Raw genomic sequence first — 23,822 nt, 5'->3', positions numbered from 1 at the left:
GCGTCATTCGGGTTGATCGCCGCCGTTGTTGCGGCCATTGCGCCGGCGCAGCCCCGGCCCGAACGTGAAGCCGAACGCGAGCAGCACGAACGACACCGCGAGCACGATGTTGTTGCCGCTCGTCACGTAAGGCGTGAAGCCGCTCGTGCCTTCGATCCGCACGTCGAGCGAGCCGATCGTGAACGGCTTCAATTGGCCGAGCACGCGCCCGTGCGCGTCGATCGCGGCGGTCATCCCCGTGTTGGTCGAGCGCAGCATCGGCCGGCCCGTTTCGAGCGAGCGCATCCGCGCGATCTGCAGGTGCTGGTCGAGCGCGATCGTGTCGCCGAACCACGCGAGGTTCGTCACGTTGACGAGCACGCCGGGCGGCTGCGGGTTGTCGCGGATCGTCGCGGCGATTTCCTCGCCGAACAAGTCCTCGTAGCAGATGTCGGCCATCACGGGCTGGTTGTGCACGAGGAACGGCTTCTGCACCGGCGCGCCGCGCGCGAAATCGCCGAGCGGCATCTTCATCAGGTCGACGAACCATCGGAAACCCCACGGGATGAATTCGCCGAAGGGCACGAGATGGTGCTTGTCGTAGTGATAGATGTCGCGCGAGTTCGGCGTCACGCCGTACAGGCTGTTCGTATAGTCGACGTAGTGGCCGTCCTCGGTCACCGACGCGCCGACCGCGCCGAACAGCACGGCCGAGCCCGTCGTGTCGCTGAACTTGCGGATCGCGACGGCGAACGGCTCGGGCAGTTCCTGGATCATCACGGCGATTGCGGTCTCCGGCGTGACGATCAGGTCGGCCGGCTTCTCGATGATCATCCGCTGGTACATCTTGATCGCCGCGTCGATGCCTTCCTGCTCGAACTTGATGTCCTGCTTCACGTTGCCCTGCAGCAGCCGCACGGTGAGCGGCGCATTCGCGGGCACCGTCCACGTGACCTGCGACAGCCCGAGGCCGGCCGCGACGAGCGCGACCGCCACGCCGGCCGGCGCGGCGATGCGCACACGCGGGTTGCCGCCTGCACTCCCGGCGCCGTTGTCACGCGCGGGCGCCGGGCGCGCGGCGACGAGCGCCTGCACGACCAGCGCCGCGAACAGCGCGAGTACCCACGCGATCCCGTATACGCCGACCACCGGCGCGAAGCCCGCGAACGGGCCGTCGACCTGCGGGTAGCCGCTGGCGAGCCACGGAAAGCCGGTAAACAGCGTGCCGCGCAGCCATTCGCCGAAGGCCCACGCGCTCGCGAACGCGAACGCGCCGTGCCAGGTCGGCGAGAACGGACGTGGATCGGGGGTACGGCGATGCCACGCATGGCCCGCGCAGAACGACCACAGCCCGGCCGAGAACGCCGGGTACAGCGACAGGTACAGCGCGAACAGCACGAGCGCGCCGCCCGCGAGCGGCGCGGCCATCTCGCCGTACACGTGCATGCTGATGTAGAGCCACCAGATGCCGCTGATGAAGTTGCCGAAGCCGAATGCGCCGCCGGTGAGCGCGGCGCCGCGCCAGCTCGACGTGCGCGTCAGTTGCGCGAAAAACCAGACGAATACGACGAGTTGCAGCCAGCCGCCGTGCGGCGTCGGTGCGAAGCTGAGCGTATTGGCCGCGCCCGCGAGCAGCGCGGCCGGGTAGTGCCAGCGCGGCAGCGCGCGGCCGGGCGCCGGCGCGAGGAGGCCGCCAGCCGGGCGGGACGGGATCGGATCGTCCATGTGAAGCGGAAGTGGGCGAGCGGTTGAAGGAAACGCGGCTGGCGCGGAACGGTCAGTCTTCGTGCGAGGTTTCGGCGCGACGGCTGGCGAGCGGGTTGCGGCGCACCAGCAGCACATGCACCTGGCGTGCATCGCCGCGCTGGATCTCGAACACGAGGTTGCCGAGCTGCAGCTTCTCGCCGCGATGCGGCACGCGTCCGAAATGATGGGTGATCAGGCCGCCGATCGTGTCGACTTCGTCGTCGGGGAAATCGGTGCCGAACGCCTCGTTGAACTGTTCGATCTCGGTGAGCGCACGCACGCGGAAGCGGCCGTCCGGCCCCGAGATGATGTTGCCGGCTTCCTCGTCGAAGTCGTATTCGTCCTCGATGTCGCCGACGATCTGTTCGAGCACGTCCTCGATCGTGATCAGGCCCGCCACGCCGCCGTATTCGTCGACGACGATCGCGAGGTGGTTGCGGTTCACGCGGAAGTCGTGCAGCAGCACGTTCAGGCGCTTCGATTCCGGAATGAACACGGCCGGGCGCAGCATCCCGCGCACGTCGAACTCTTCTTCGGCATAGAAGCGCAGCAGATCCTTCGCGAGCAGCACGCCGATGACGTTGTCGCGGTTCTCCTCGTACACGGGGTAGCGCGAGTGCGCCTTTTCGAGGACGAACGGGATGAAATCCTCGGGCTTGTCGGCGATGTTGATCGCGTCCATCTGCGCGCGCGGCACCATGATGTCGCGGGCGCACAGATCGGAGACCTGGAACACGCCTTCGATCATCGACAGCGAGTCGGCGTCGATCAGGTTGCGTTCGTGGGCGTCCTGGAGGATTTCCAGCAGCTCGCCGCGGGATTCGGGCTCGGGCGAGATGAAGTCGGTCAGGCGCTCGAGCAGCGAGCGCTTTTCTTGCGGTTTGTCGGTTGGCTTACGACTGGGATACGAATCGTTCATGGTGGTGCGCCCGGGTCATGCCGGGGCGCGCTGTCACGGAGTAGGCAAGGATACACCAAGGGCACGACGCGACCGTGTCACCCCGGCCGCACGGCCAGGGCGGGCGGCTCGCGGGCCCCGCTCGCGGACGGCCGCGCCGGGCGCGACCTCGTCCTCGGGTCCATCCTATCCCAGAAAAGGGCGAAGGCGCAGCAGCGCAAAAAACAGGTTCGGGCAGGACGGGGCGGCGCAACGGGGAAAACGACCGGCCGGCCGGTTGGCATCGGCGGCAATCCGCCGCATGCGATCGCGGTCGAAGACGGGGGCGAAAGGGGGCTCGGAAGCGGAAGGGGGGCTCAGAAGCGCATGCCGGCCGAGCAGCCGCCGGCGGCCGCTCCGTTGGTCGCGGCGCCGCCGCAGCCCAGGATCCCGCAGCCGGACAAGGCGACGCTCGCGGCGACGAGCAGCGCGGCGACCTTGCAGCGCGACCAGCGTGACGGTTTCATCGGTGGGCGCCTCGTTCGAATGCGCGGGCGGTGCGGGATCGCGTCACTTGCATCGCGCGAGCAACCCTTCCAGCGCGCGATCGGGAATGCCGCTCGCGCGCAGCGCGTCGACCGTGCGGCTCACGTAGTCGAGCGTCGTGCCGTAGCGGCCGGCCGCGCAGCTGAACACTTCCTTCACGACGGTGTCGGACAGCTTGCCCGTATAGGTCGGTACGTCGCGGCGCATCACGAACGCGAGCGCGTTCACGCGTTCGCCGCCCTCGAGCGTGCAGGGCAGCCACGCGGGCCGGTACGACCCCATCGGCATCTCGCGCTTCCACAGTGTCTCGAGGTGCGGCTGCGCGGTCGGGCCCGACAGCCGGAACGCGATGCCCGAGCACGAGCCGCCGCGATCGAGCGCGAGCACGAGGCCCGGGCGTTCGGGCGTGCCGCGGTTCACGCGCGACCACAGGTAGAGCCCGCGGTGGTAGCCGTGTACCTTGCCGCGCACGGCGGCGACGGTCGGGAGACCGGGGTTCCAGATCAGCGAGCCATAGCCGAACAGCCAGAGATCCTGCCGGCCGTCCCAGTCGCGCATCGTGTGCGCGAGCGAGGCCGCGAGCTCGTCTTCCGTCAGCAGGCGCCCGTCGCCGATCGACGGCGGGTAGGCGGGCGGGAGCATCGCGGCGTTGCGCATCGTGCGAAAGGCTTACTGGTACGGGTTCGGGAAGCCCAGCTTCGCGAGGATGTCGACTTCGAGCGCTTCCATTTCGGCCGCGTCCTCGTCGCTCGTCTCGTGGTCGTAGCCCTGCGCGTGCAGCGCGCCGTGCACCAGCAGGTGCGCGTAGTGGGCCAGGAGCGGCTTGCCCTGCTCGTGCGCTTCCTTCTCGACGACCGGGCAGCACAGCACGAGGTCGCCGATCACGGTGCCGTCGGGCGCCGCGTCGTACGCGAAGGTCAGCACGTTGGTCGGGTAGTCCTTGTGGCGGTAGCCGGCGTTCAGCGTGCGCCCTTCGCCTTCGCCGACGAAGCGCACGGTGAGCTGCGCGCTCGCGAACAGCGCCGGCTCGATCCATTCGGCGATCAGCTTGCGCTTGGGCAGCGTCTTGCGCACGTCGCTCGTGATTTCGTCGCCATACTGTACGGACAGGTCGAGTTCCAGCGCGCGCGGTGCGTCGTCGTGGTCGTCCTCGCGCGGCGCGAGCTCGGCGCCCACGTGCAGCGTTACGCTGTCGTAGTGCTCCGGCTGCAGCGCGAGCTTCGCGCGCATCGCCGGATCGTTGTGCTGCGCGACGATCGCGACGGCCGCGTCGCCGGAGCTGCCCGACAGGTCGAACATCAGGCTGCGGCCGTCCGGGAAGTCGATCCGCAGGCCCTGTGCGTTGACGGTGCGGGCCTTGCCCTTCGCGTCGAACAGCGAAAGACGGGGGGATTCGGGCGCGGCGGACTGGGCGCGACCGGACTTGCGGGAACGGGAAGATTTCATGACGCGTACGGCGATTGGGACGCGTCGAGGATACACCAAACGGCCGATCCCACCCGAATTCGACCGGGCAAAAAAAGCCCGGCGCGCCGTGTGGCGGGCCGGGCCGGCAGGGTGGGGGCAGGGCAGGCTGCCGCTCAGCCGTCCTGATGCTGTGCGTGGAACTCGTCGTACGCCTCGACGATGCGGGCGACGAGCGGATGACGCACGACGTCCGCGCTCGTGAAGCGCGTGAGCGCGATGCCACGCACGCCGCCGAGCACCTGCTGCGCCTCGACGAGGCCGCTCTTGTGGCCGCGCGGCAGGTCGACCTGGCTCGTGTCGCCGGTCACGACGGCCTTCGAGCCGAAGCCGATCCGCGTGAGGAACATCTTCATCTGCTCGGGCGTCGTGTTCTGCGCCTCGTCGAGGATGATGAACGCGTGGTTCAGCGTGCGGCCGCGCATGTACGCGAGCGGTGCGATCTCGATCATCTGGCGCTCGAACATCTTCGCGGTCTTGTCGAAGCCGAGCAGGTCGTACAGCGCGTCGTACAGCGGGCGCAGGTACGGGTCGACCTTCTGCGCGAGATCGCCCGGCAGGAAGCCGAGCCGCTCGCCGGCCTCGACGGCCGGGCGCGTCAGCACGATCCGCTTGACCTGGTCGCGCTCGAGCGCATCGACCGCGCACGCGACCGCGAGGTAGGTCTTGCCGGTGCCGGCCGGCCCGATGCCGAACGTCACGTCGTGCGACAGGATCTGCTTCAGGTACTCGCGCTGCGCGGGCGTGCGGCCGCGCAGGTCGGCGCGCCGCGTGTACAGCTTCGGCGCGGGTTCCTCGTCCGGCTCGCTGGCGTCGAGCTGCACGACGGGCTCGTCGAACGGATGGTCGGGGTCGCCGCGGAAGCGCACGTCGAGCGTGTCCTGGCGGCCGTTGCCGGTCGTGTGGCGCACCTCGACCAGCGCGAGCTGGATGTCGTCGACCGACAGCGGATCGCGCGCGCGGTTGTAGAAGTTCTCGAGCGCGGCGAGCGCGAGCTTCGCGCCGCGCCCGCGGATCGTGATCCGGTGGCCGCGCCGCGCGAGCGTGACGTCGAGCGCCTGTTCGATCTGCCGCAGGTTCTCGTCGAGCGGGCCGCAGAGGTTGGCGAGGCGCGCGTTGTCGTCGCGCGGGGCAGTGAATTCCAGTGCTTGGACGGTCTTCAAAGTAGCGTCGGGCTCCTGTTGAGCGTCAATCAGTGGGTGGCCGCGCTCGCATCGCCGCTGACGAGCACGAGCTCGCCGCGCAGCGAATGCGGGTACGCATGGTTGATCCGCACGTCGATCATCTGGCCGATCAGGCGCGGGTGCGCGGCGAGCGGCGCCGGGAAATTCACGACCCGGTTGTTCTCGGTGCGGCCCGCGAGTTCGTTCGGGTCCTTGCGCGACGGGCCCTCGACGAGGATCCGCTCGACCTTCCCGACCATCGACTGGCTGATGCGTGCGACGTTCTCCTCGATGGTCGCCTGCAGATGTTGCAGGCGTTTGAGCTTCACGTCGCGCGGCGTGTCGTCGTGCAGGTTCGCGGCCGGCGTGCCGGGGCGCGGGCTGTAGATGAACGAGAAGCTCGTGTCGTAGCTCATCTCGTGCACCAGGGCCATCATCTTGTCGAAATCGTCCTCGGTCTCGCCGGGGAAACCGACGATCATGTCGGTCGACAGCGACAGGTCGGGGCGGATCGCGCGCAGCTTGCGGATCACCGACTTGTATTCGAGCACCGTGTAGCCGCGCTTCATCGCCATCAGGATGCGGTCGGAGCCGTGCTGGACCGGCAGGTGCAGGTGGCTCACGAGCTTCGGCACCTTCGCGTAGGTGTCGATCAGGCGCTGCGTGAATTCCTTCGGGTGCGACGTCGTGTAGCGGATCCGCTCGATGCCCGGGATGTCGGCGACGTATTCGATCAGCGTCGCGAAATCGGCGATGTCGGACGAGCCGGCCGCCAGCGCGCCGCGGTACGCGTTCACGTTCTGGCCGAGCAGCGTGACTTCGCGCACGCCCTGGTCGGCGAGGCCGGCCACTTCGGTCAGCACGTCGTCGAGCGGGCGCGACACTTCATCGCCGCGCGTGTACGGCACCACGCAGTAGCTGCAGTACTTCGAGCACCCTTCCATGATCGACACGAACGCGCTCGGCCCCTCGACGCGCGCGGGCGGCAGGTGGTCGAACTTCTCGATTTCCGGGAACGTGATGTCGACCTGCGCGCGGCCGCTCGCGCGGCGCGCGTCGATCATCTGCGGCAGGCGGTGCAGGGTCTGCGGGCCGAACACGAGGTCGACGTACGGCGCGCGCGACACGATCGACGCGCCTTCCTGGCTCGCGACGCAGCCGCCGACGCCGATCAGCAGGCCGGGCTTCGCTTCCTTCAGCTCGCGCACGCGGCCGAGGTCGGAGAACACCTTCTCCTGCGCCTTTTCACGCACCGAGCAGGTATTGAACAGGATGATGTCCGCGTCTTCGGGCGTATCGGTCTTCTCGAGGCCTTCGGCGGCGTTGAGCACGTCCACCATCTTGTCCGAGTCGTACTCGTTCATCTGGCAGCCGAAGGTCTTTACGTAAACTTTCTTGGTCATGGGGATTCGCCGTTCGCAGTGGTTGACCTGGGGGCGTCGTCAAGGGTGAATCGGGACGGCCGTGCGCGGCACGCGGATGCGCGCGGCGAGCAGGAAAGGCCGTCGGAAAAGCCTTCCATTATAGCTTTTCGCGCCGCCCCGGACGGGCGGCGGGTTGCGGCCGCGCGACGCCGGGTGTCAGGTTCCGACCCCTGAAAGGCCGGGTACCGGCCGTCAGCGGCACGCGTTCAGCAGGTCGTCGAGCGCGGTTTCCTCGCGCGCGAAGCGTTCGGCGAGGAAGTCGAGCAGCACGCGCACGCGCGGCGCCATGTAGCGCTTGCTGTGATAGATCGCGTGCAGCGGCGCGTCCTGGTGCCGCCAGTCGGGCAGCAGCACGCGCAGGCGGCCCGCGCGGACGTCGTCGGCGATGTCCCACAGCGACTTCAGCGCAATGCCGTGGCCGCGCAGCGTCCATTCGCGCGTGAGGCCGCCGTCGTTGGTCTCGAACGCGGTCGATACGGGCACCGTATGGATCTGCACCTCGTCGCCGCGCGTGAAATGCCAGGTGTTCATCGGCCCGGACGCGATCGTGATCACGTTGCATGGAAAACGGGCCAGATCGTGCGGATCGGCCGGCGAGCCGTGACGCTCGACGAACGACGGCGCCGCGCACAGCACGCGCCGGTTGGTGGCGAGCCGGCGGGCGATCAGCGCGCCGTCCGGCGGCGCGGCGAAGCGGATCGCGAGGTCGATCTCGTCCTGCCACAGGTTCGACGACGAATCGGATGCCGTCAGCGCGAACGTGACGTCGGGGTGCAGCGTCGTGAATTCGTCGAGCCAGTCGAGCAGCTGGTTGCGGCCGAAATCGGACGTCGACGACAGCCGCACCTTGCCGCCGACGACGTTGCGGCCTTCCTGCAGCATGGCGTCCGCGTCGTCGAGCGCCTGCAGCGCCTGGCGGCAGCAGTTCAGGTACAGCCTGCCCTCGTCGGTGAGCCGCAACTGCCGCGTCGAGCGTTCGAACAGCCGCGTCGCGATCTTCGCCTCGAGCTTCGCGAGGCGCGCGCTCGCGGCGGCCGGCGTGAGGTTCAGCTTGCGCCCGGCGGCCGACAGGCTGCCTAGCTCCGCGGCTTCGACGAACAGCCGGATATCGCCCAGTCGGTCCATGCGATTTTCCAGAAATTTTTGAAAATGGTTCAAATGCCACGCCAATTATCAAATATAGGCGTCTTCGGGACAATGCGCGCACATCCCGCTTCTTGTGCGGTGCGGCACCGATCGGGCGCCGCGGCCGCCGCCTTCCGGAGAACGTCATGCCCATCCCGTTACTGGCGCTCGCGATCAGCGCCTTCGCCATCGGCACCACCGAATTCATCATCATGGGCCTGCTGCCCGAAGTCGCGCACGACCTCGCCGTGTCGCTGCCGTCGGCCGGCCTGCTCGTCACGGGCTACGCGCTCGGCGTGGCGGTCGGCGCGCCGCTGCTCGCGGTGCTCACGAGCCGCATGCCGCGCAAGGCCGCGCTGCAACTGCTGATGGCGATCTTCATCGTCGGCAACGTGCTGTGCGCGACCGCATCCGGCTACGCGATGCTGATGGTCGCGCGCGTCGTCACGTCGTACGCGCACGGCTCGTTCTTCGGGATCGGCGCGGTGGTCGCCGCGTCGCTCGTGCCGGCCGACAAGCGCGCGAGCGCGATCGCGCTGATGTTCACGGGGCTCACGCTGTCGAACGTGCTCGGCGTGCCGTTCGGCACCTTCGTCGGCCAGCTGCTCGGCTGGCGCGCGTCGTTCTGGATCGTCGCCGCGCTCGGCGTGCTGTCGCTCGGCGGCGTGGCCGCGCTGGTGCCGAACCGTCACGACAGCGGGCCGGTCGGCCTCGGCCACGAAGTGCGCGTGCTGAAGGAGCCGCAGGTATGGCTCGCGCTGCTGATGACGGTGCTCGGCTTCGGCGGCGTGTTCGTCGTGTTCACGTACATCGCGCCGATTCTTGAAACCGTGTCGGGCTACGCGCCGCGTTCGGTCGCGCTGATCCTCGTGCTGTTCGGCGCCGGGCTGACGATCGGCAACACGCTCGGCGGCAAGCTCGCCGACCGCGCGCTGATGCCGTCGCTGATCGCGATCCTCGTCGCGCTGATGGCCGTGATGGCCGTGTTCGCGAAGACGAGCCACCTGCCGGTCGCGGCCGCCGTCACCGTATTCGTGTGGGGGATCGCCGCGTTCGCGACGGTGCCGCCGCTGCAGGCGCGCGTGGTCGAGAAGGCCGCGAGCGCGCCGCATCTCGCGTCGACGCTGAACATCGGCGCGTTCAACGTCGGCAACGCCGGCGGCGCGTGGCTCGGCGGCCTCGCGCTGGAGCACGGCCTCGCGCTCGACGCGCTGCCGTGGGTCGCCGTCGCGGTCACGTTCGCGGCGCTGGTCGTCACGTGGCTCGCGATGCGGCTCGACGCGCGCGGCCCGGCACGCGGCGCGGCGCCGGCAGCGCAGTGAGCGCGTCACGGGGCCGGGCGGCGACGCGATAGCGGCAGGAAAAGGTTCGCGAGAAACGCATTCCTCCGCAATGGTGATAACGGTGTGAAGATAACTTCGTTTGCCCGTGCCAGGCCGGGTGATAGCGTCTCGATACGCGCCATGGCTGGCGCAACCCGATTCCGATCCCGGCTTACCCCCTACGCAGGGCCGCACGGCGGCCCGGAGGCAATGCTATGTCTTCATCCCTGGCGCTCGTGCGCGACGTGTCTTCCTTCGAGTCCGGCAACGCGGCCGACCTGCACGCGTCCGCGTCGCTCGACGCCCTCGAGCAGGTCGTCGGCGTGAACCTCGCGCGTTTGCGCGCCGAGCGGCAATTGTCGCTCGATGCGCTCGCGCGGCTGTCCGGCGTATCCCGCGCGATGCTCGCGCAGATCGAGTCGGCGCGCAGCGTGCCGTCGATCAAGGTGCTTTGCAAGATCGCCGCGGCGCTGAAGGTGTCGGTCGCCGCGTTCCTGCGCCGCCACGCGGTAAACGGCTTCGAGCACCTGGCGGCGGAGCGCGCGTCGCGCGTCGTCAGTTCGAACGGGCGTTTCTCGGCACGCGCGCTGTATCCGGAAGGCGAGCCGGCCGCGGCCGAATTCCACGAACTGCGGATCGCGCCGCTGCATACGGAGCCCGGCGCGCGCCGTGCCCCCGGCACGACGATCAACCTCGTCGTCAGCGAAGGCACGCTCGAAGTCAGCGTGCATGACCGCCGTCAGTTGCTGGCGACCGGCGACGCGATCGTGTTCGATGCCGACCAGCCGTACAGCCTGCGCAACCCCGGCGACAGCGAAGCGCGCGCGTTTCGCGTGACGGTGAGCCCCGAGGTGCCGCCGCGCTGGCTCGTGCCCGATGCGGCGCATGCGGCCCACTGACCGCGCGGGCGCGACGCAACGGCCGCTGTCGCGCTGTGTCGCGGGCGTGCGGCCGGAGAGTCGGCCGTTCGGACGATGCCGTTAGACGGAGTCGTCAGTAAGGTTTTAGGTGTGGTGCGCTGCGCTTCGTGCGCAGCTGTTGTATGCTTGGCCCGCCGTTGACGGGGAACCCCCGTCCGGCAATCAGTGCGTCTTCAGGGCGGGGCGAAAATCCCCACCGGCGGTAGGCTGGCGTAAGCCGGCGAGCCCGCGAGCGCCCGCGCATCCGCGCGGGGTCAGCAGATCTGGTCGAATGCCAGAGCCGACGGTCATAGTCCGGATGAGAGAAGATGTGCAGATAGTCATGTCCGTCAGGGCCGCTTCGCGATGCGTGCGAAGCGGGTTGTCGTTCTGTCTGTTTGCAATGCCCTGGAACGTTTTTCGCCCAAATCGTATTTGCGAGGAGCGTTTCACATGTCCTTGATGTCCCGTTCGTCGGCACCGGCCGACGCCTTTGCCGATCTCCCGTTGCTGGATTCCGAACCGGTGCCGCCGCGCATCGCCGCTGCGCTCGACGCGATGCGCGCCGGCCGCGCGGTCGTGCTGCAGGACGACCACGACCGCGAGAACGAAGCCGACCTGATCGTCGCCGCCGAGCGCATCACGCCCGAGACGATGGCGCTGCTGATCCGCGAGTGCAGCGGCATCGTGTGCCTGTGCCTGACCGACGACACGGTGCGCGCGCTCGAGCTGCCGCCGATGGTGCAGACCAACGAGAGCCGCAACGGCACCGCGTTCACGGTGTCGATCGAAGCGCGCGAAGGCGTGCATACCGGTGTGTCGGCGGCCGACCGCGTGACGACGATCCGCGCGGCGATCGCGGAAGGCGCGAAGCCGCACGACATCGTGCGCCCCGGCCACGTGTTTCCGTTGCGTGCGCAACCGGGCGGCGTGCTCGCGCGCCGCGGTCACACCGAAGGCACGGTCGACCTGTCGATCCTCGCGGGCCTGAAGCCGGCCGGCGTGCTGTGCGAGCTGATGAATCCGGACGGCACGATGACGCGCGGCGACGACGTCGAGCGTTTCGCGCAACGGCACGGGCTGCCGATGCTGACGATCGCGGAACTCGTCGAGTTCCGCGAGGCGCTGGCGGCCGCGCGCGAGCGCTGCTGCGAGCCGGCCTGAGTGACGGGAAAGCGGGTGCGTTCGCGCATCCGCGGCGGGCCGGATCGACCTGATCCGGCCTGCATGAATCTCAGGACTGCACGTCGCCGAATTCGCCGCGCATGCCGGCCTCGACAAGCGAGGGCAGTTCGTCCATCTTGCGCATGATCCGTGTGATGCCCATCGCGCGCAGCGCGTCCGCGTAATTGTCGGGGATGTGGCTCGCACCGACGAACGCGATCGTCTTCATCCCGGCCGCCCGCGCGGCATTCAACCCCGATACGCTGTCCTCGACGACGATGCAGCGCGCCGGCGCGACGCCGAGCGTCTGCGCCGCGTGCAGGTAGACGTCGGGGTAGGGTTTCGGTCGTGCCACCTGTTCCGAGCTGAACACGCGCTCGCCGAAGATCTCGGTGAGCGACGCGCGCTTCAGCGAATTGCGCACCCGCACGAGCCGGCTGTTCGAGACCACCGCCGCCGGCAGCGTGACCTTCAGCAGCGCATCGCGCACGCCGGAGATCGGTGCGAGCGATTGCGCGAGCGCGACCTCGATGTTGTGTTCGATGGTCTCGATGAAGTTCGCGGGCATCTCGATGCCGAAGCGGGATTCGATCCCGGTGAGGAAGCGCGACGTCTGCTGGCCGAATGCCGACTTCGCGGCGGCTTCGAAATCGAGGTTCGGGAACGTGGCGGACAGCGTGTCGAGCAGCACGCGGTCGGCAATGACTTCGCTGTCGACGAGCACGCCGTCGCAGTCGCAGATGAGGTGATCGAGCATGATGGTGAACAAGCGGACAATCGGCGACGCCGATCAATTCGCCATCATACGTGCTTTCATGCGCGCGCCGCGTGACGTTTCGGCAAATTTGCCCGATGCGGCCGGGTCGTGCCGATCGGTGCGGAGGCCCGCCTGTCAGGCGCGCGGCCGCCGTTGTCGAAGGGCGTGCCGACGGGCGGGCGCGTGCTCGACGAGGACGCGGAAATCCACTCCCATCCGATGCGCATCGCGCGGCTCGCCGCCGCAAGCGGCTTCGGGCGTGCATCGGGATTCGTCTGGGAAATGCGGCTGGAGAGAATGCCGGTCGAGCGCGTGATCGACGTGACGCCGGTCGTCGTCATGGAGACGAACGTGAAGCGGAAATCGCGGGTGACGGCCGCGAGCGACCGGTAGCGAAAAGGGGGGGCGGGGCGAGAGAAGGACGAAGCGCGCGGCGCCGAACGCCACGTGCTTCTTCAGGCCGCGATCAGATCGTGGCGTGCAGGTGCAGATACAGGCCGGCTGCCGCGGCGCCGCCGAGCAGCGGGCCGACGACGGGCACCCACGCATAGCGCCAGTCGCTGTCGCGCTTGCCGGGGATCGGCAGCAGCGCGTGCATGATGCGCGGCGACAGGTCGCGCGCCGGGCTCATCGCATAGCCGGTCGGGCCGCCGAGCGAGATGCCGATGCCCAGCACGAGCAGGCCGACGGGCAGCGCGTCGAGTGCGCCGAGGCCGACCTGCGGCGACGCGAGGTACAGCACGCCGAGGATCAGCACGAACGTGCAGATCGCTTCGGTCAGTACGTTGTGCGTGACGCTGCGGATCGCCGGCGCCGTGCAGAACACCGCGAGCTTCAGGTCCGCATCGGCTTCCTTCGCGAAGTGCTGGCGATACGCGAGCCACACGAGCAGCGCGCCGGCCATCCCGCCGAGCATCTGCGCGAGGACGTAACCGCCGACTTTCGACCACGCGAACTTGCCCGCGAGCGCGAGGCTGATCGTGACGATCGGGTTCAGGTGCGCGCCGCTGAACGACGCGGTCACGTACACGGCGACGAACACGGCCATCGCCCAGCCCATCACGATCACGATCAGGTCCGCGCCCTTGCCCTTGGTCTTTGCAAGCAGCACGTTTGCGACCGCGCCGTTGCCGAGCAGCACGAGGATCGCCGTGCCGATGAATTCTGCAATATAAGGTGACATGTTGTCTCTCGTATGTCGCGGCGGACTCGCGCGTGGCGCGGTCCGCCGGTGTTGTTGTATTTCGTTGGGATACCGGAGGATTACTGGGCGTCGTCGGCCCATGCCTTCGCGGCGCGCACCGCGCGTTGCCAGCCGGACATGCAGCGATCGACCTGCTCCTTCGGCATCGACGGCGAGAAGCGGCGATCGAGCTGCCACTGGTCGCGCACTTCGTCGAGGTTCTTCCAGTAGCCGATCGCGAGGCCCGCGAGGTAGGCCGCGCCGAGCGCGGTCGTCTCGGTGATCTGCGGGCGCACCGCATCGACGCCGAGCAGGTCGGCCTGGAACTGCATCAGCAGGTTGTTCGCGCTTGCGCCGCCGTCGACGCGCAGCTCGCCGATGCTGATGCCCGAATCGGCTTCCATCGCGGCCAGCACGTCGAGCGACTGGTACGCGATCGCGTCGAGCGCCGCGCGCGCGAGATGCGCGGAGGTCGTGCCGCGCGTGACGCCGAATACCGAACCGCGCGCCCGTGCGTTCCAGTGCGGCGCGCCGAGGCCGGCGAACGCGGGTACGAGGTAGACGCCGTCGGTATGCGGCACGCTCGCGGCGAGCGCTTCGATTTCCGCGGCCGTCTTGATGATGCCGACGCCGTCGCGCAGCCACTGCACGACCGCGCCCGCGATGAAGATGCTGCCTTCGAGCGCGTACTGCACGTCGTCGCCGATCTGCCACGCGATCGTCGTGACGAGGTTGTTCTTCGACTCGATCGGCTTGTTGCCGGTGTTCATCATCAGGAAGCAGCCGGTGCCGTAGGTGTTCTTCACCATGCCCGACGTCGTGCACATCTGGCCGAACAGCGCCGCGTGCTGGTCGCCGGCGATGCCCGCGAGCGGGATCTTCGACGCGAACACGGTGGTCTTCGTGTGGCCGTAGATTTCCGACGACGCCTTCACTTCCGGCAGCATGCTGCGCGGGATGTCGAGCAGCTCGAGCAGCTCGCTGTCCCACTCGCGCGTGTGGATGTTGAACAGCATCGTGCGCGATGCGTTCGTCACGTCGGTCACGTGCAGTTCGTGCTTCGTGAAGTTCCACACGAGCCAGCTGTCGACGGTGCCGAACGCGAGCTTGCCCTGGCGCGCCTTCTCGCGTGCGCCCGGCACGTTGTCGAGGATCCAGCGGATCTTCGTCGCGGAGAAGTACGAGTCGATCGGCAGGCCGGTCTTCGCGCGCACCTTCGCCTCGAGCCCCTGCTTCTTCAGCGAGTCGCAGAAGTCGGCCGTGCGGCGGTCCTGCCAGACGATCGCGTTGTAGACGGGCTGGCCCGTCTCGCGATCCCAGACGATGGTCGTCTCGCGCTGGTTGGTGATGCCGATCGCGGCGATCGACGTGCCGTTCAGGCCCGTGCGCGTGACGGCTTCCGCGGCGACGCCGGCTTGCGTCGACCAGATTTCCTGCGGGTCGTGCTCGACCCAGCCGGGTTGCGGGTAGATCTGTTCGAATTCCTTCTGGGCGATCGAAACGATATTGCCCTGGCGATCGAACAGCATCGCGCGGGAACTCGTGGTGCCCTGGTCAAGCGCGAGGATGTACTGGTCCTGCATGTCTCTCATCTCCATCCGTGGATTGGCGTAGTTGTGATGCGCGCCGCATGTGGGGCGGCGCGTCGGTGAATCAACGTCGGTACGGCAACTGCAACAGCATCCGGATCACGCGTGCGGCGCGTGCGCGGCGGCGAACCATGCGTCGACCGCGGCCGTCACCGCGTCGAGCGTGCCCGGCGTCACGTGCAGGCCGAGCTTCGAGCGGCGCCACAGCACGTCCTGCGCGCAGGTCGCCCATTCGGCGTCGCGCAGGTAGCGCAGTTCGGCTTCGTGGATGCCCGGGGCGATTTCGGCGCCGAGGTCGGCGAGCGACTTCGCGCCGTCGATCACGCGCTCGGCGCGCGTGCCGTACGCACGCGCATAGCGGCGGGCGAGCGCGGCGGGCAGCCACGGATGGCGTTTTGCGAACGCGTCGGCGAATACGTCGAACTTCGCGTCCGCGATGTCGCCGCCCGGCAGCGCGACGCCGGCGGTCCAGGTTTTCGCGTCGCGGCCGAGCGCGCGGCACAGCATGTCGCCGGCTTCTTCCGCGAGCTTGCGGAACGTCGTGATCTTGCCGCCGAACACCGACAGCAGCGGGGCGCCCGCGCCGTCGTCCAGCTCGAGGCGATAGTCGCGCGTGACGGCCGACGCGTTCGCCGCGTTCTCGTCCTCGAGTAGCGGGCGCACGCCCGAGTAGGTCCAGTGCACGTCGGCCGGCGAGATCTTGCGCTTGAAGTAGCGGTTGATCGAATCGCACAGGTACTGCGTCTCGTCGCGATCGATCGCGACCTTCGCGGGATCGTTCGTGTACTCGACGTCGGTCGTGCCGATCAGCGTGAAGTCGTGCTCGTACGGAATCGCGAAGATGATCCGCTTGTCCGGGTTCTGGAAGATGTATGCGTGATCGTGATCGAACAGGCGGCGCGTGATGATGTGGCTGCCCTTCACGAGCCGCACGCTGTGATGCGCGCCGCGGCCGAGCGCGCCGTGCAGCACTTCGCCGACCCACGGGCCGGCCGCGTTCGCGATCGCGCGCGCATGCACGACCTGGATCGAGCCGTCGGCGTGCTGCAGCCGCGCTTCCCATTCGTCGCCGCGGCGTTCGGCGGAGACGAGCCGGGTGCGCGTCAGGATCTCGGCGCCGCGCTCCTTCGCATCCATCGCGTTCAGCACGACGAGACGCGCATCGTCGACCCAGCCGTCGGAATAGACGAAACCGCGCTTGATCGAGTCGATCAGCGGCGCGCCGGCCGCGTGGCGGCGCATGTCGATGCCGCGCGAGCCGGGCAGCAGTTCGCGTTTCGCGAGGTGATCGTAGAGGAACAGGCCGATGCGGATCAGCCAGGCCGGGCGCAGGTTCGGCATGTGCGGCATCACGAAGCGCAGCGGCCACATGATGTGCGGCGCCGCGCGCAGCAGCGTTTCGCGCTCCTGCAGCGCCTTGCGCACCAGCCCGAACTCGTTGTATTCGAGGTAACGCAGGCCGCCGTGAATCAGCTTCGTGCTGGACGACGACGTGTGCGACGCGAGGTCGTCCTGCTCGCAGAGCAGGACCGACAGGCCGCGGCCGGCCGCATCGCGCGCGATGCCCGCGCCGTTGATGCCGCCGCCGACGACGAGCAGATCGTAGCGATTCGGTTGGATCACCTGCTGTCCTTATCGTCTGTTGAAATAGAGTGAACACAAAAATGTTCGAATTCGAAATTTAACGAACGAAATCGAAAAAGTAAAGTTCGAAAAAGCGGGGCCAGTAGCGCGTGGCGCGATCCCGGACGATACTGGCGGAATCGACCGTTTCGCGAGGTGAATCATGCGTATTGGGATGTGGACCGGCGTGTGCGCCGTCCTTCTGGCGGGCTGCAGCGCCGGCACGCCGCCGCTCGCCGGCAACTGGCGGGCGCCGTCGTTCGTCGACCTGCAGACGTCGTGCGGCGGTCCGGCGCGCGACTGGGGCGCGGACGCGCAGCCGGTCTACTCGACGCTGTACGACGCGTATGTGGCGAAGCGGTATCGCGGGCTGACCGAGGCGAACTATTGTGCGTTCGTAAACGAACTTTCGACCCACTATGTGGCGCCTGACGCGGCGGCGCGCGCCGGTTGGATCGCATATTTCAACGGGGCGCGCGCGCAGGCCATCAGCTGGCGGGCGGCGGTCGATCCGACGCTGCGCGGCGGTTGAAGCCGGCCGCGGCGAACGGGCGGGGCAAGCGGAAACGACCGCGCGGCCGGAGTCGGCCGCGCGGACGGGTCAGGTCAGGAACAGCGGAATGTCACGAATAGCGGTACTTGATGGATCGCAGCGCGGCGTCGCCGGTCTCGGTCACGCAGTATTTGCGTCCCGAGCCGAGCCCTTCCAGGCGAACGAGCTGCTGTTCGAGCAGGATGTCCAGTTCATCCCGATCCATATCGCGCTGATCAGGCGCGTCCTTCACAAGCAATAGCGTGGCGAATTCATGCGGACTCAGCATCGTTCTCTCCATGGCAATCGGACTGCCCGCGCAGCCGGCGCAAACGCCAGCGCGCGATACCCCGCGGGGTATGGCTTGGGGGGAAAAGCTGCATTCGCCGGCCCTGCAGTTCGCACCGCCCTGGCACAGGCGGATCAGGCGAACGGGCCGGGGAACTGGAGTCTAGTCGAGCGCGCGGGCAACGACAAATCGTGCCCCGTTAATTTTCCGTTTGACAGGAACGGGGGCCGCAAGCGGTTCGCGCGCGGCGCCAACTTCTTGATTTCACTTGAAGTTTCAGGTGCGGTGCAGCATCGCGATCGTCATTCCGCGACGTACACCTGGGTGCCGGCCGCGGCCACCGTGTCGGCCATCTCGGGCGGCAGCGGCTTGTCGGTGAAGAGCGCGTGCACCTGGCTCAGGTGGCCCTGGCGCACGAGCGCCGGGCGGCCGACCTTCGAATGATCGGTCACGAGGTAGACCGTGCGCGCATGCTGCATGATCGCCTCGGCCACGCGCACCTCGCGCGTGTCGAAGTCGCGCAGCGTGCCGTCGGCCTCGATCGCCGACGTGCCGATGATCGCGTAGTCGACCTTGAACTGCCGGATGAAGTCGATCGCGAGCTCGCCGACGATGCCCTTGTCCCACGGCCGCACGATGCCGCCCGTGATCAGTACCTCGCAGTCGGGATAGCCGCTCATCATCGACGCGACGTTCAGGTTGTTCGTGATCACGTGCAGCCCGTGATGGCGATTCAGCGCGCGGGCGACTTCCTCGGTCGTCGTGCCGAGGTTGATGAACAACGACGCCTGGTCGGGAATGTGCGACGCCGCGAGCGCCGCGATGCGCCGCTTCTCGTCGTGGAACATCCGCTGGCGCGCGGTGTATGACACGTTCTCCGAACTGGTCGGCAGGCTCGCGCCGCCGTGGTAGCGGCGCAGCAGGTTCAGGTCGGCGAGCCAGTTCACATCGCGGCGGATCGTCTGCGGCGTCACGGCGAAGTGCGCGGCGAGATCGTCGACGGTCACGAAGCCGTCGCGCTGCACCCATTCGAGCAATTCCTGCTGGCGCGCGTTGAGGGTGAGGCGGGGATCTCGGGTCATGGCTCGATGGTCGTGTCGTGAGACGGAGCGGGTATTGTAAGGGCGGCAACGGCATTCGGCCGGCGCGGCGGGCGTCGCGGCGCGTAATTCATGCGGAAATAGCATGGATTCATGTGACAAATGAATTTGTGCGATCGCGCTGATCGCGCTGCAATGGCGGATTGCCTGCGCACGCGGGCGCGCGTTCACTCAGCTTTCCACGAGGTGGCATCGATGACTGGCTTCAACTGGCACAACCCGTATCCGACGACCCGCATTCCGGTATTCGCGCGCAACGTCGTGTCGACGTCGCACCCGCTGGCCGCGCAGGCCGGCCTGCGGATGCTGTGGAAGGGCGGCAATGCGGTCGACGCGGCGCTGGCCGCCGCGGCCGCGATCACCGTCGTCGAACCGGTGTCGTGCGGCCTCGGCGGCGACGCGTTCGCGCTCGTGTGGGACGGCGAGCGGCTGTCCGGGCTGAATGCGTCGGGCGTCGCGCCGGCCGCATGGAACGTCGACTACTTCCGCAAGCGCCACGGCGAGAACGCGCACGGCTTCGCGAACAAGCCGACGCGCGGCTGGGATACCGTGACCGTGCCGGGCGTGATCGCGGGCTGGGAAGCGCTGCACGCAAAATTCGGCTCGCTGCCGTTCGCGGACCTGCTCGAACCGGCGATCGAGATCGCGGAGCGCGGTTATGCGGTGCCGCCGATCGTCGCGCACAAGTGGGCCGCGGCCGTGCCCGAACTGCAGGGCCTGCCGGGCTTCGCGGACACTTTCATGCCGCACGGCCGCGCGCCGCACGTCGGCGAACGCGTGTGCCTGCCCGGTCATGCGCAGACGCTGCGCACGCTGGCGAAGGACGGCGCCCGGGCGTTCTACGAAGGCGCGCTCGCCGAGCGCATCGCCGCGTTCGCGCGCGAAGGCGGCGGCGCGATGACCGAAGCCGACCTGCGTGCGTACCGGCCGGAATGGGTCGAGCCGATCGGCAAGCGCTTCGGCCGCCACACGATTCACGAGATCCCGCCGAACGGGCAGGGCATCGCCGCGCTGATCGCGCTCGGGATCGCCGAGCAGGCGGGCGTGACCGAATGGCCGCTCGATTCGGTCGACTCGCAGCATCTGCAGATCGAGGCGATGAAGCTCGCGTTCGCGGACGTCTATCGTTACGTCGCCGATCCGCGCGCGATGGACGTCACGCCCGAGCAGATGCTCGACGACGCGTATCTCGCCGAACGCGCGAAGCTGATCGATCCCGCGCGCGCGACGCACTTCGGCGCCGGCCGGCCGCATTCGGGCGGCACGATCTACCTGTCGGCCGCCGACGAGCGCGGGATGATGGTGAGCTTTATCCAGTCGAACTACATGGGCTTCGGTTCGGGGCTCGTCGTGCCGGGCACCGGCATCGCGCTGCAGAACCGCGGGCACGGCTTCTCGATGGATCCGGCGTCGCCGAACGTCGTCGCGGGCGGCAAGCGGCCGTTCCACACGATCATCCCGGCGTTCGTCACGGAGGAAGTCGACGGCCGCACCGAGGCCGTGATGAGCTTCGGCGTGATGGGCGGCGACATGCAGCCGCAAGGCCATCTGCAGACCGTCGTGCGGATGCTCGGCTACGGGCAGCAGCCGCAGGCCGCGTGCGATGCGCCGCGCTGGAAGGTCAACCGCGACTTCACGCTCGACGTCGAATCGACGATGAACCGCGCGACCGTCGACGCCCTGGCCGCACGCGGCCATACGATCCAGTCGATCGACGATCCTTACATGGATTTCGGTTCGGGGCAGTTCATCTGGCGTCTCGACCGCGACGATCGCGAGCGCGGCTACGTGGCGGCGAGCGACAGCCGGCGCGACGGCCTGGCGGCCGGTTTCTGACGGATCGCCGCCGTTTTGCGTGCTCGACGGGCGGCCGAACGGCCGCCCGTTTCGTTTGGCGCGGCCCCGTACCGTCGACCGGGCGCAAGCGGTTTGAAGGACTCATCTAACGAACGGCAACGGACGTCGCGGAACTGCGCCTGTCGGGTATGGTCAGTGCTCTGGAGCACGAACCGCAAAGTCCGGCTAAGATGCCAGCATGGTTCGGCCGGACCAATTCACTATAAACGACGTAAAACGCCGCCTGCGGGAAGGCGGGCGCCTGTGCCGAAGGCATGGGCCGGCCCCCGCGCGACGACTGGGAGCGCACCACCATGGACACGAAAACGACGCATGTCATGCCGTGGCGTATCGAGGACATCGACCTGAACCGGATCGATCGTCAGCGTGCCGCCGCGAACGAGGATCTGCTGCTGCTGCTGTGCGCGTCGTCGTTCATCGAAAGCGGCTCGGATCTCTACACGAGCAATCTGAGCACCTTCTTCAATGACGATCCGGAAGTCTCCGCATGGCTCAACAATGCATGGGAGCACGAAGAATTGCAGCACGGCCGCGCGCTGAAGGCGTACATCGCGCACGTGTGGCCCGAGTTCGACTGGGATACCGCGTTCGCGAATTTCTTCGCCGAGTATTCGAAGACCTGCTCGGTCGAGGCGTTCGAGAAGACCCGCGCGCTCGAGATGGTCGCGCGCTGCGTCGTCGAGACGGGTACCGCCACGCTTTATCGCGCGATCAACGAGTGCTCGGACGAGCCGGTGCTGAAGGAAATCACCGACAACATCCGCACCGACGAAGTGCGTCACTACAAGCACTTCTTCAAGTTCTTCAAGAAGTACAACCAGGTCGAGGGCAACGGCCGGCTCGCCGTGCTCGGCGCGCTGGCGCGCCGCGTGATGGAAATCAAGAACGAGGATTCCGAGATCGCGCTGCGCCATGTGTTCGCGATCCGCTATCCCGATCGCGTCGGCGACAATCAGTACAACCGCGAGCGTGCCGCGCGCATCAATTCGCTCGTGCGTCGCAACCTGTCGGCCGACATGTGCGTGAAGATGCTGCTCAAGCCGCTCGACCTGCCCGCGAAGATCCAGCCGGGCGTCCACTATCCGCTCACGAAGATCACGCGGCACGTTTTCCTGCGCTGATCGACGCGGTACGGCCCGTCGCGCGTACGCTGGCGCCTCCTCGTCCGATCCGCTCCAGGGCCACGCCATCATGACCGATACCCATCGCCACGCACTCGAACAATGGACGTTCGATGCGTGGCCGTCCGCCATCGTGGCACTGTTCGACGGCACCGCGCTCGAGCGTCATGCCGACCTCGCCGCGTCGCTGATCGTCGCGACCGACGACGGCCAGTTGCGTACGACGCTGCTCGGCGTCGGCGAGATCTATGCGCACGATGCGCGTACGCTGCTGATCGCGCTTTGGCCGCAGTCGCGGGCCGCGCGCGCGATCGCGCAGCGGCGCACGGCCGCGTTGACGCTCGTCGCGGACGGAGCGTTCTTTCAGGCGCAATTGAAGATGACGCCGCTCGAAGGAGACTTCGGCGGCCTCGCCGGATTCGCCGCGACGATCGCGCGGGGCGAGGCGCAGCGGGTCGGCTATGCGCGACTCGCGACGGGTGTCACGTTCACGCTGGAAGGAGAGCGCGCCGCGGTGCTCGCACGCTGGCAACGCCAGGTCGAGCACCTGCGGCGCGCAGCCGCGCGGCTTCAGTGACCGCGCTGGCCGCTGCGCGACGAACGATTGCGGTTCGGGTGCGCGGCGTTGCCGTTCGCCGGGCGGGCGCTGTTGCCGCCGCCCGCCGGACGTCCGCCGGTACCGCCGGCGCCGCCTTGCGTGCGCGGCTTCGCGGCCTTCTGCTGCGAGGCTTTCGGTTGCGCGTTGCCGTCGCGTTTCGCGGCCGGCTGGCCTGAGCCGCCCGCCCGCGGCTGGCGATTGCCGCCGCCACCGCCGCCGCCATTACCACCACCGCGCGGCTGTTGCCCGCGACGCTGCTGGATCGGCTCCGGCTTCGCGTTCGGATCGGGTTCGAAGCCCGCGATCACTTCCTGCGGAATCTCGCGCTTGATCAGCCGCTCGATGTCGCGCAGCAACTGCTTCTCGTCGACGCACACGAGCGACACGGCTTCGCCGGTCGCGCCCGCGCGGCCCGTGCGGCCGATCCGGTGCACGTAATCCTCGGGCACGTTCGGCAGGTCGAAGTTGACGACGTGCGGCAACTGGTCGATGTCGATCCCGCGCGCGGCGATATCGGTCGCGACGAGCACCTGCAGCGTGCTGTTCTTGAACTCGGCCAGCGCGCGCGTGCGGGCCGACTGGCTCTTGTTGCCGTGGATCGCCATCGCGCTGATGCCGTCCTTCGTCAACTGCTCGGCGAGCCGGTTCGCGCCGTGCTTGGTGCGCGTGAACACGAGTACCTGGAACCAGTTGTGTTCGCGGATCAGGTGCGTGAGCAGCTCGCGCTTGCGATCGCGGTCGACCGGGTGGATCTTCTGCGCGACGCTTTCGGCCGTCGTGTTGCGGCGTGCGACCTCGATCAGCGCGGGCGAATCGAGCAGGTTGTCCGCGAGCGCCTTGATTTCGTCGGAGAAGGTAGCGGAGAACAGCAGGTTCTGGCGCTCCGGCGGCAGCTTCGCGAGCACGCGCTTGATGTCGTGGATGAAGCCCATGTCGAGCATCCGGTCGGCTTCGTCGAGCACGAGGATGTCGAGATCCGACAGGTCGATGGTCTTCTGCTGCATGTGGTCGAGCAGGCGGCCCGGCGTCGCGACGACGATGTCGACGCCGCGCTTGAGCGCATCGATCTGCGGATTGATGCTGACGCCGCCGAACATCACGGTCGAGCGCAGCTTCAGGTACTTGCTGTACGCACGGACGCTTTCCTCGACCTGCGCGGCGAGTTCGCGCGTCGGCGTGAGGATCAGCGCGCGCACCGCGCGCTTCGCCCCGCGATTGTCCGCGTAGAACGTATGCAGGCGTTGCAGGATCGGCAGCGTGAAGCCGGCGGTCTTGCCGGTGCCCGTTTGCGCGCCGGCGAGCAGGTCGCCGCCGCCGAGGACGGCAGGGATCGCCTGCTGCTGGATCGGGGTCGGCGATGTGTAGCCGAGCTCGTTGACCGCCTTGACCAGCGGTTCGGCCAAGCCGAGAGATTCGAAAGACATAGATACCACTCTTGAGTTTTATGATCGGCGACACCTCGCG

The 23,822-nt window shown here is 68.1% G+C and carries 23 protein-coding genes and 1 riboswitch; of the genes, 8 read left to right on the top strand and 15 right to left on the bottom strand.

From position 1 onward, the window contains the following. Nucleotides 1-3: 3 nt before the first annotated feature. The 8 genes from lnt to AC0KUR_RS32035 all read right to left on the bottom strand — a co-directional run bounded on the left by lnt (nucleotide 4) and on the right by AC0KUR_RS32035 (nucleotide 8,324). Nucleotides 4-1,704 (bottom strand): apolipoprotein N-acyltransferase, encoded by a 1,701-nt coding sequence (lnt, locus tag AC0KUR_RS32070; protein WP_034189025.1) that lies wholly within the window; start codon nucleotides 1,702-1,704, stop codon nucleotides 4-6. A gap of 52 nt (nucleotides 1,705-1,756) precedes the next feature. After that, complete coding sequence (locus AC0KUR_RS32065) at nucleotides 1,757-2,644, bottom strand: HlyC/CorC family transporter (protein WP_034189026.1); 888 nt, start codon at nucleotides 2,642-2,644, stop codon at nucleotides 1,757-1,759. Nucleotides 2,645-2,979: 335 nt separating this feature from the next. Further along, the gene (locus AC0KUR_RS32060; RefSeq protein ID WP_167361875.1) at nucleotides 2,980-3,129 is read right to left on the bottom strand and encodes a hypothetical protein; all 150 of its coding nucleotides are present in this window, start codon (nucleotides 3,127-3,129) and stop codon (nucleotides 2,980-2,982) included. 43 nt (nucleotides 3,130-3,172) lie between these two features. Continuing rightward, on the bottom strand, nucleotides 3,173-3,805 hold the full coding sequence (locus AC0KUR_RS32055) for a gamma-glutamylcyclotransferase (protein WP_473376893.1): 633 nt from the start codon (nucleotides 3,803-3,805) through the stop codon (nucleotides 3,173-3,175). Between the two features lie 12 nt (nucleotides 3,806-3,817). Continuing rightward, nucleotides 3,818-4,594 (bottom strand): rRNA maturation RNase YbeY, encoded by a 777-nt coding sequence (gene ybeY, locus AC0KUR_RS32050; RefSeq protein ID WP_034189028.1) that lies wholly within the window; start codon nucleotides 4,592-4,594, stop codon nucleotides 3,818-3,820. Between the two features lie 134 nt (nucleotides 4,595-4,728). Continuing rightward, nucleotides 4,729-5,775: a PhoH family protein gene (locus AC0KUR_RS32045; protein ID WP_034189029.1), complete on the bottom strand. Its 1,047-nt coding sequence runs from the start codon at nucleotides 5,773-5,775 to the stop codon at nucleotides 4,729-4,731. Between the two features lie 29 nt (nucleotides 5,776-5,804). Next, complete coding sequence (gene miaB, locus AC0KUR_RS32040; RefSeq protein ID WP_034189030.1) at nucleotides 5,805-7,178, bottom strand: tRNA (N6-isopentenyl adenosine(37)-C2)-methylthiotransferase MiaB; 1,374 nt, start codon at nucleotides 7,176-7,178, stop codon at nucleotides 5,805-5,807. 213 nt (nucleotides 7,179-7,391) lie between these two features. Then, nucleotides 7,392-8,324, bottom strand: a complete 933-nt coding sequence (locus tag AC0KUR_RS32035; protein ID WP_034189031.1) for a LysR family transcriptional regulator — start codon at nucleotides 8,322-8,324, stop codon at nucleotides 7,392-7,394. Nucleotides 8,325-8,470: 146 nt separating this feature from the next. Here AC0KUR_RS32035 and AC0KUR_RS32030 point away from each other — a divergent pair, with 146 nt between their 5' ends. The 3 genes from AC0KUR_RS32030 (at nucleotide 8,471) to ribB (ending at nucleotide 11,709) form a co-directional block, all read left to right on the top strand. Further along, nucleotides 8,471-9,646, top strand: a complete 1,176-nt coding sequence (locus tag AC0KUR_RS32030; RefSeq protein ID WP_473376892.1) for an MFS transporter — start codon at nucleotides 8,471-8,473, stop codon at nucleotides 9,644-9,646. A 215-nt stretch (nucleotides 9,647-9,861) separates the two neighbouring features. After that, a complete protein-coding gene (locus AC0KUR_RS32025) occupies nucleotides 9,862-10,545 on the top strand; it encodes a helix-turn-helix domain-containing protein (protein ID WP_049031911.1) in 684 nt (227 codons plus the stop codon). Between the two features lie 186 nt (nucleotides 10,546-10,731). Beyond that, nucleotides 10,732-10,880, top strand: a riboswitch (FMN riboswitch). 118 nt (nucleotides 10,881-10,998) lie between these two features. Then, a complete protein-coding gene (gene ribB / locus AC0KUR_RS32020; protein ID WP_034189033.1) occupies nucleotides 10,999-11,709 on the top strand; it encodes a 3,4-dihydroxy-2-butanone-4-phosphate synthase in 711 nt (236 codons plus the stop codon). Nucleotides 11,710-11,779: 70 nt separating this feature from the next. Here ribB and AC0KUR_RS32015 read toward each other — a convergent pair whose 3' ends face one another. Then, nucleotides 11,780-12,466, bottom strand: coding sequence for an HAD family hydrolase (locus AC0KUR_RS32015; RefSeq protein ID WP_034189103.1), 687 nt, complete (start codon nucleotides 12,464-12,466; stop codon nucleotides 11,780-11,782). 108 nt (nucleotides 12,467-12,574) lie between these two features. Between AC0KUR_RS32015 and AC0KUR_RS32010 the strand changes: the two genes are divergently transcribed. Continuing rightward, nucleotides 12,575-12,859 (top strand): hypothetical protein, encoded by a 285-nt coding sequence (locus AC0KUR_RS32010; protein WP_200089098.1) that lies wholly within the window; start codon nucleotides 12,575-12,577, stop codon nucleotides 12,857-12,859. Nucleotides 12,860-12,932: 73 nt separating this feature from the next. On the opposite strand, the gene AC0KUR_RS32005 is transcribed toward AC0KUR_RS32010, so the two are convergent. From AC0KUR_RS32005 to glpD, 3 genes are all read right to left on the bottom strand, one after another. Beyond that, the gene (locus tag AC0KUR_RS32005) at nucleotides 12,933-13,649 is read right to left on the bottom strand and encodes an MIP/aquaporin family protein (protein ID WP_027785355.1); all 717 of its coding nucleotides are present in this window, start codon (nucleotides 13,647-13,649) and stop codon (nucleotides 12,933-12,935) included. A gap of 80 nt (nucleotides 13,650-13,729) precedes the next feature. Beyond that, nucleotides 13,730-15,232, bottom strand: coding sequence for a glycerol kinase GlpK (gene glpK / locus AC0KUR_RS32000; protein ID WP_034189035.1), 1,503 nt, complete (start codon nucleotides 15,230-15,232; stop codon nucleotides 13,730-13,732). A 105-nt stretch (nucleotides 15,233-15,337) separates the two neighbouring features. Further along, a complete protein-coding gene (glpD, locus tag AC0KUR_RS31995) occupies nucleotides 15,338-16,861 on the bottom strand; it encodes a glycerol-3-phosphate dehydrogenase (RefSeq protein WP_034189036.1) in 1,524 nt (507 codons plus the stop codon). Between the two features lie 163 nt (nucleotides 16,862-17,024). Here glpD and AC0KUR_RS31990 point away from each other — a divergent pair, with 163 nt between their 5' ends. Beyond that, nucleotides 17,025-17,393: a hypothetical protein gene (locus AC0KUR_RS31990; protein ID WP_034189037.1), complete on the top strand. Its 369-nt coding sequence runs from the start codon at nucleotides 17,025-17,027 to the stop codon at nucleotides 17,391-17,393. Between the two features lie 91 nt (nucleotides 17,394-17,484). Here the strand turns inward: AC0KUR_RS31990 and AC0KUR_RS31985 are convergent, their stop codons facing one another. Together AC0KUR_RS31985 and AC0KUR_RS31980 are read right to left on the bottom strand one after the other, a co-directional pair. Next, nucleotides 17,485-17,682, bottom strand: coding sequence for a hypothetical protein (locus AC0KUR_RS31985; RefSeq protein WP_006477892.1), 198 nt, complete (start codon nucleotides 17,680-17,682; stop codon nucleotides 17,485-17,487). 302 nt (nucleotides 17,683-17,984) lie between these two features. Then, entirely contained in the window at nucleotides 17,985-18,764 is a 780-nt protein-coding gene (locus AC0KUR_RS31980) for a DeoR/GlpR family DNA-binding transcription regulator (protein ID WP_006493999.1), read from the bottom strand. A gap of 213 nt (nucleotides 18,765-18,977) precedes the next feature. On the opposite strand from AC0KUR_RS31980, the gene AC0KUR_RS31975 reads away from it, so the two are divergent. The 3 genes from AC0KUR_RS31975 to AC0KUR_RS31965 all read left to right on the top strand — a co-directional run bounded on the left by AC0KUR_RS31975 (nucleotide 18,978) and on the right by AC0KUR_RS31965 (nucleotide 22,337). Then, nucleotides 18,978-20,618 carry a gamma-glutamyltransferase family protein gene (locus tag AC0KUR_RS31975; RefSeq protein ID WP_034189038.1) on the top strand — a complete coding sequence of 547 codons (1,641 nt, stop codon included), beginning with the start codon at nucleotides 18,978-18,980 and terminating at the stop codon, nucleotides 20,616-20,618. A 314-nt stretch (nucleotides 20,619-20,932) separates the two neighbouring features. After that, a complete protein-coding gene (locus AC0KUR_RS31970; RefSeq protein ID WP_034189104.1) occupies nucleotides 20,933-21,760 on the top strand; it encodes a ferritin-like domain-containing protein in 828 nt (275 codons plus the stop codon). A 70-nt stretch (nucleotides 21,761-21,830) separates the two neighbouring features. Further along, entirely contained in the window at nucleotides 21,831-22,337 is a 507-nt protein-coding gene (locus AC0KUR_RS31965; RefSeq protein ID WP_069706277.1) for a hypothetical protein, read from the top strand. On the opposite strand, the gene AC0KUR_RS31960 is transcribed toward AC0KUR_RS31965, so the two are convergent. Next, nucleotides 22,331-23,782 (bottom strand): DEAD/DEAH box helicase, encoded by a 1,452-nt coding sequence (locus tag AC0KUR_RS31960; protein WP_034189040.1) that lies wholly within the window; start codon nucleotides 23,780-23,782, stop codon nucleotides 22,331-22,333. The genes AC0KUR_RS31965 and AC0KUR_RS31960 overlap by 7 nt on opposite strands. Nucleotides 23,783-23,822 lie beyond the last annotated feature (40 nt).

Source organism: Burkholderia sp. YHN3-13 (genome assembly GCF_055810675.1).
Note: the sequence above shows the minus strand (reverse complement) of the source record. Positions and strands in the feature narration are given on the sequence as shown.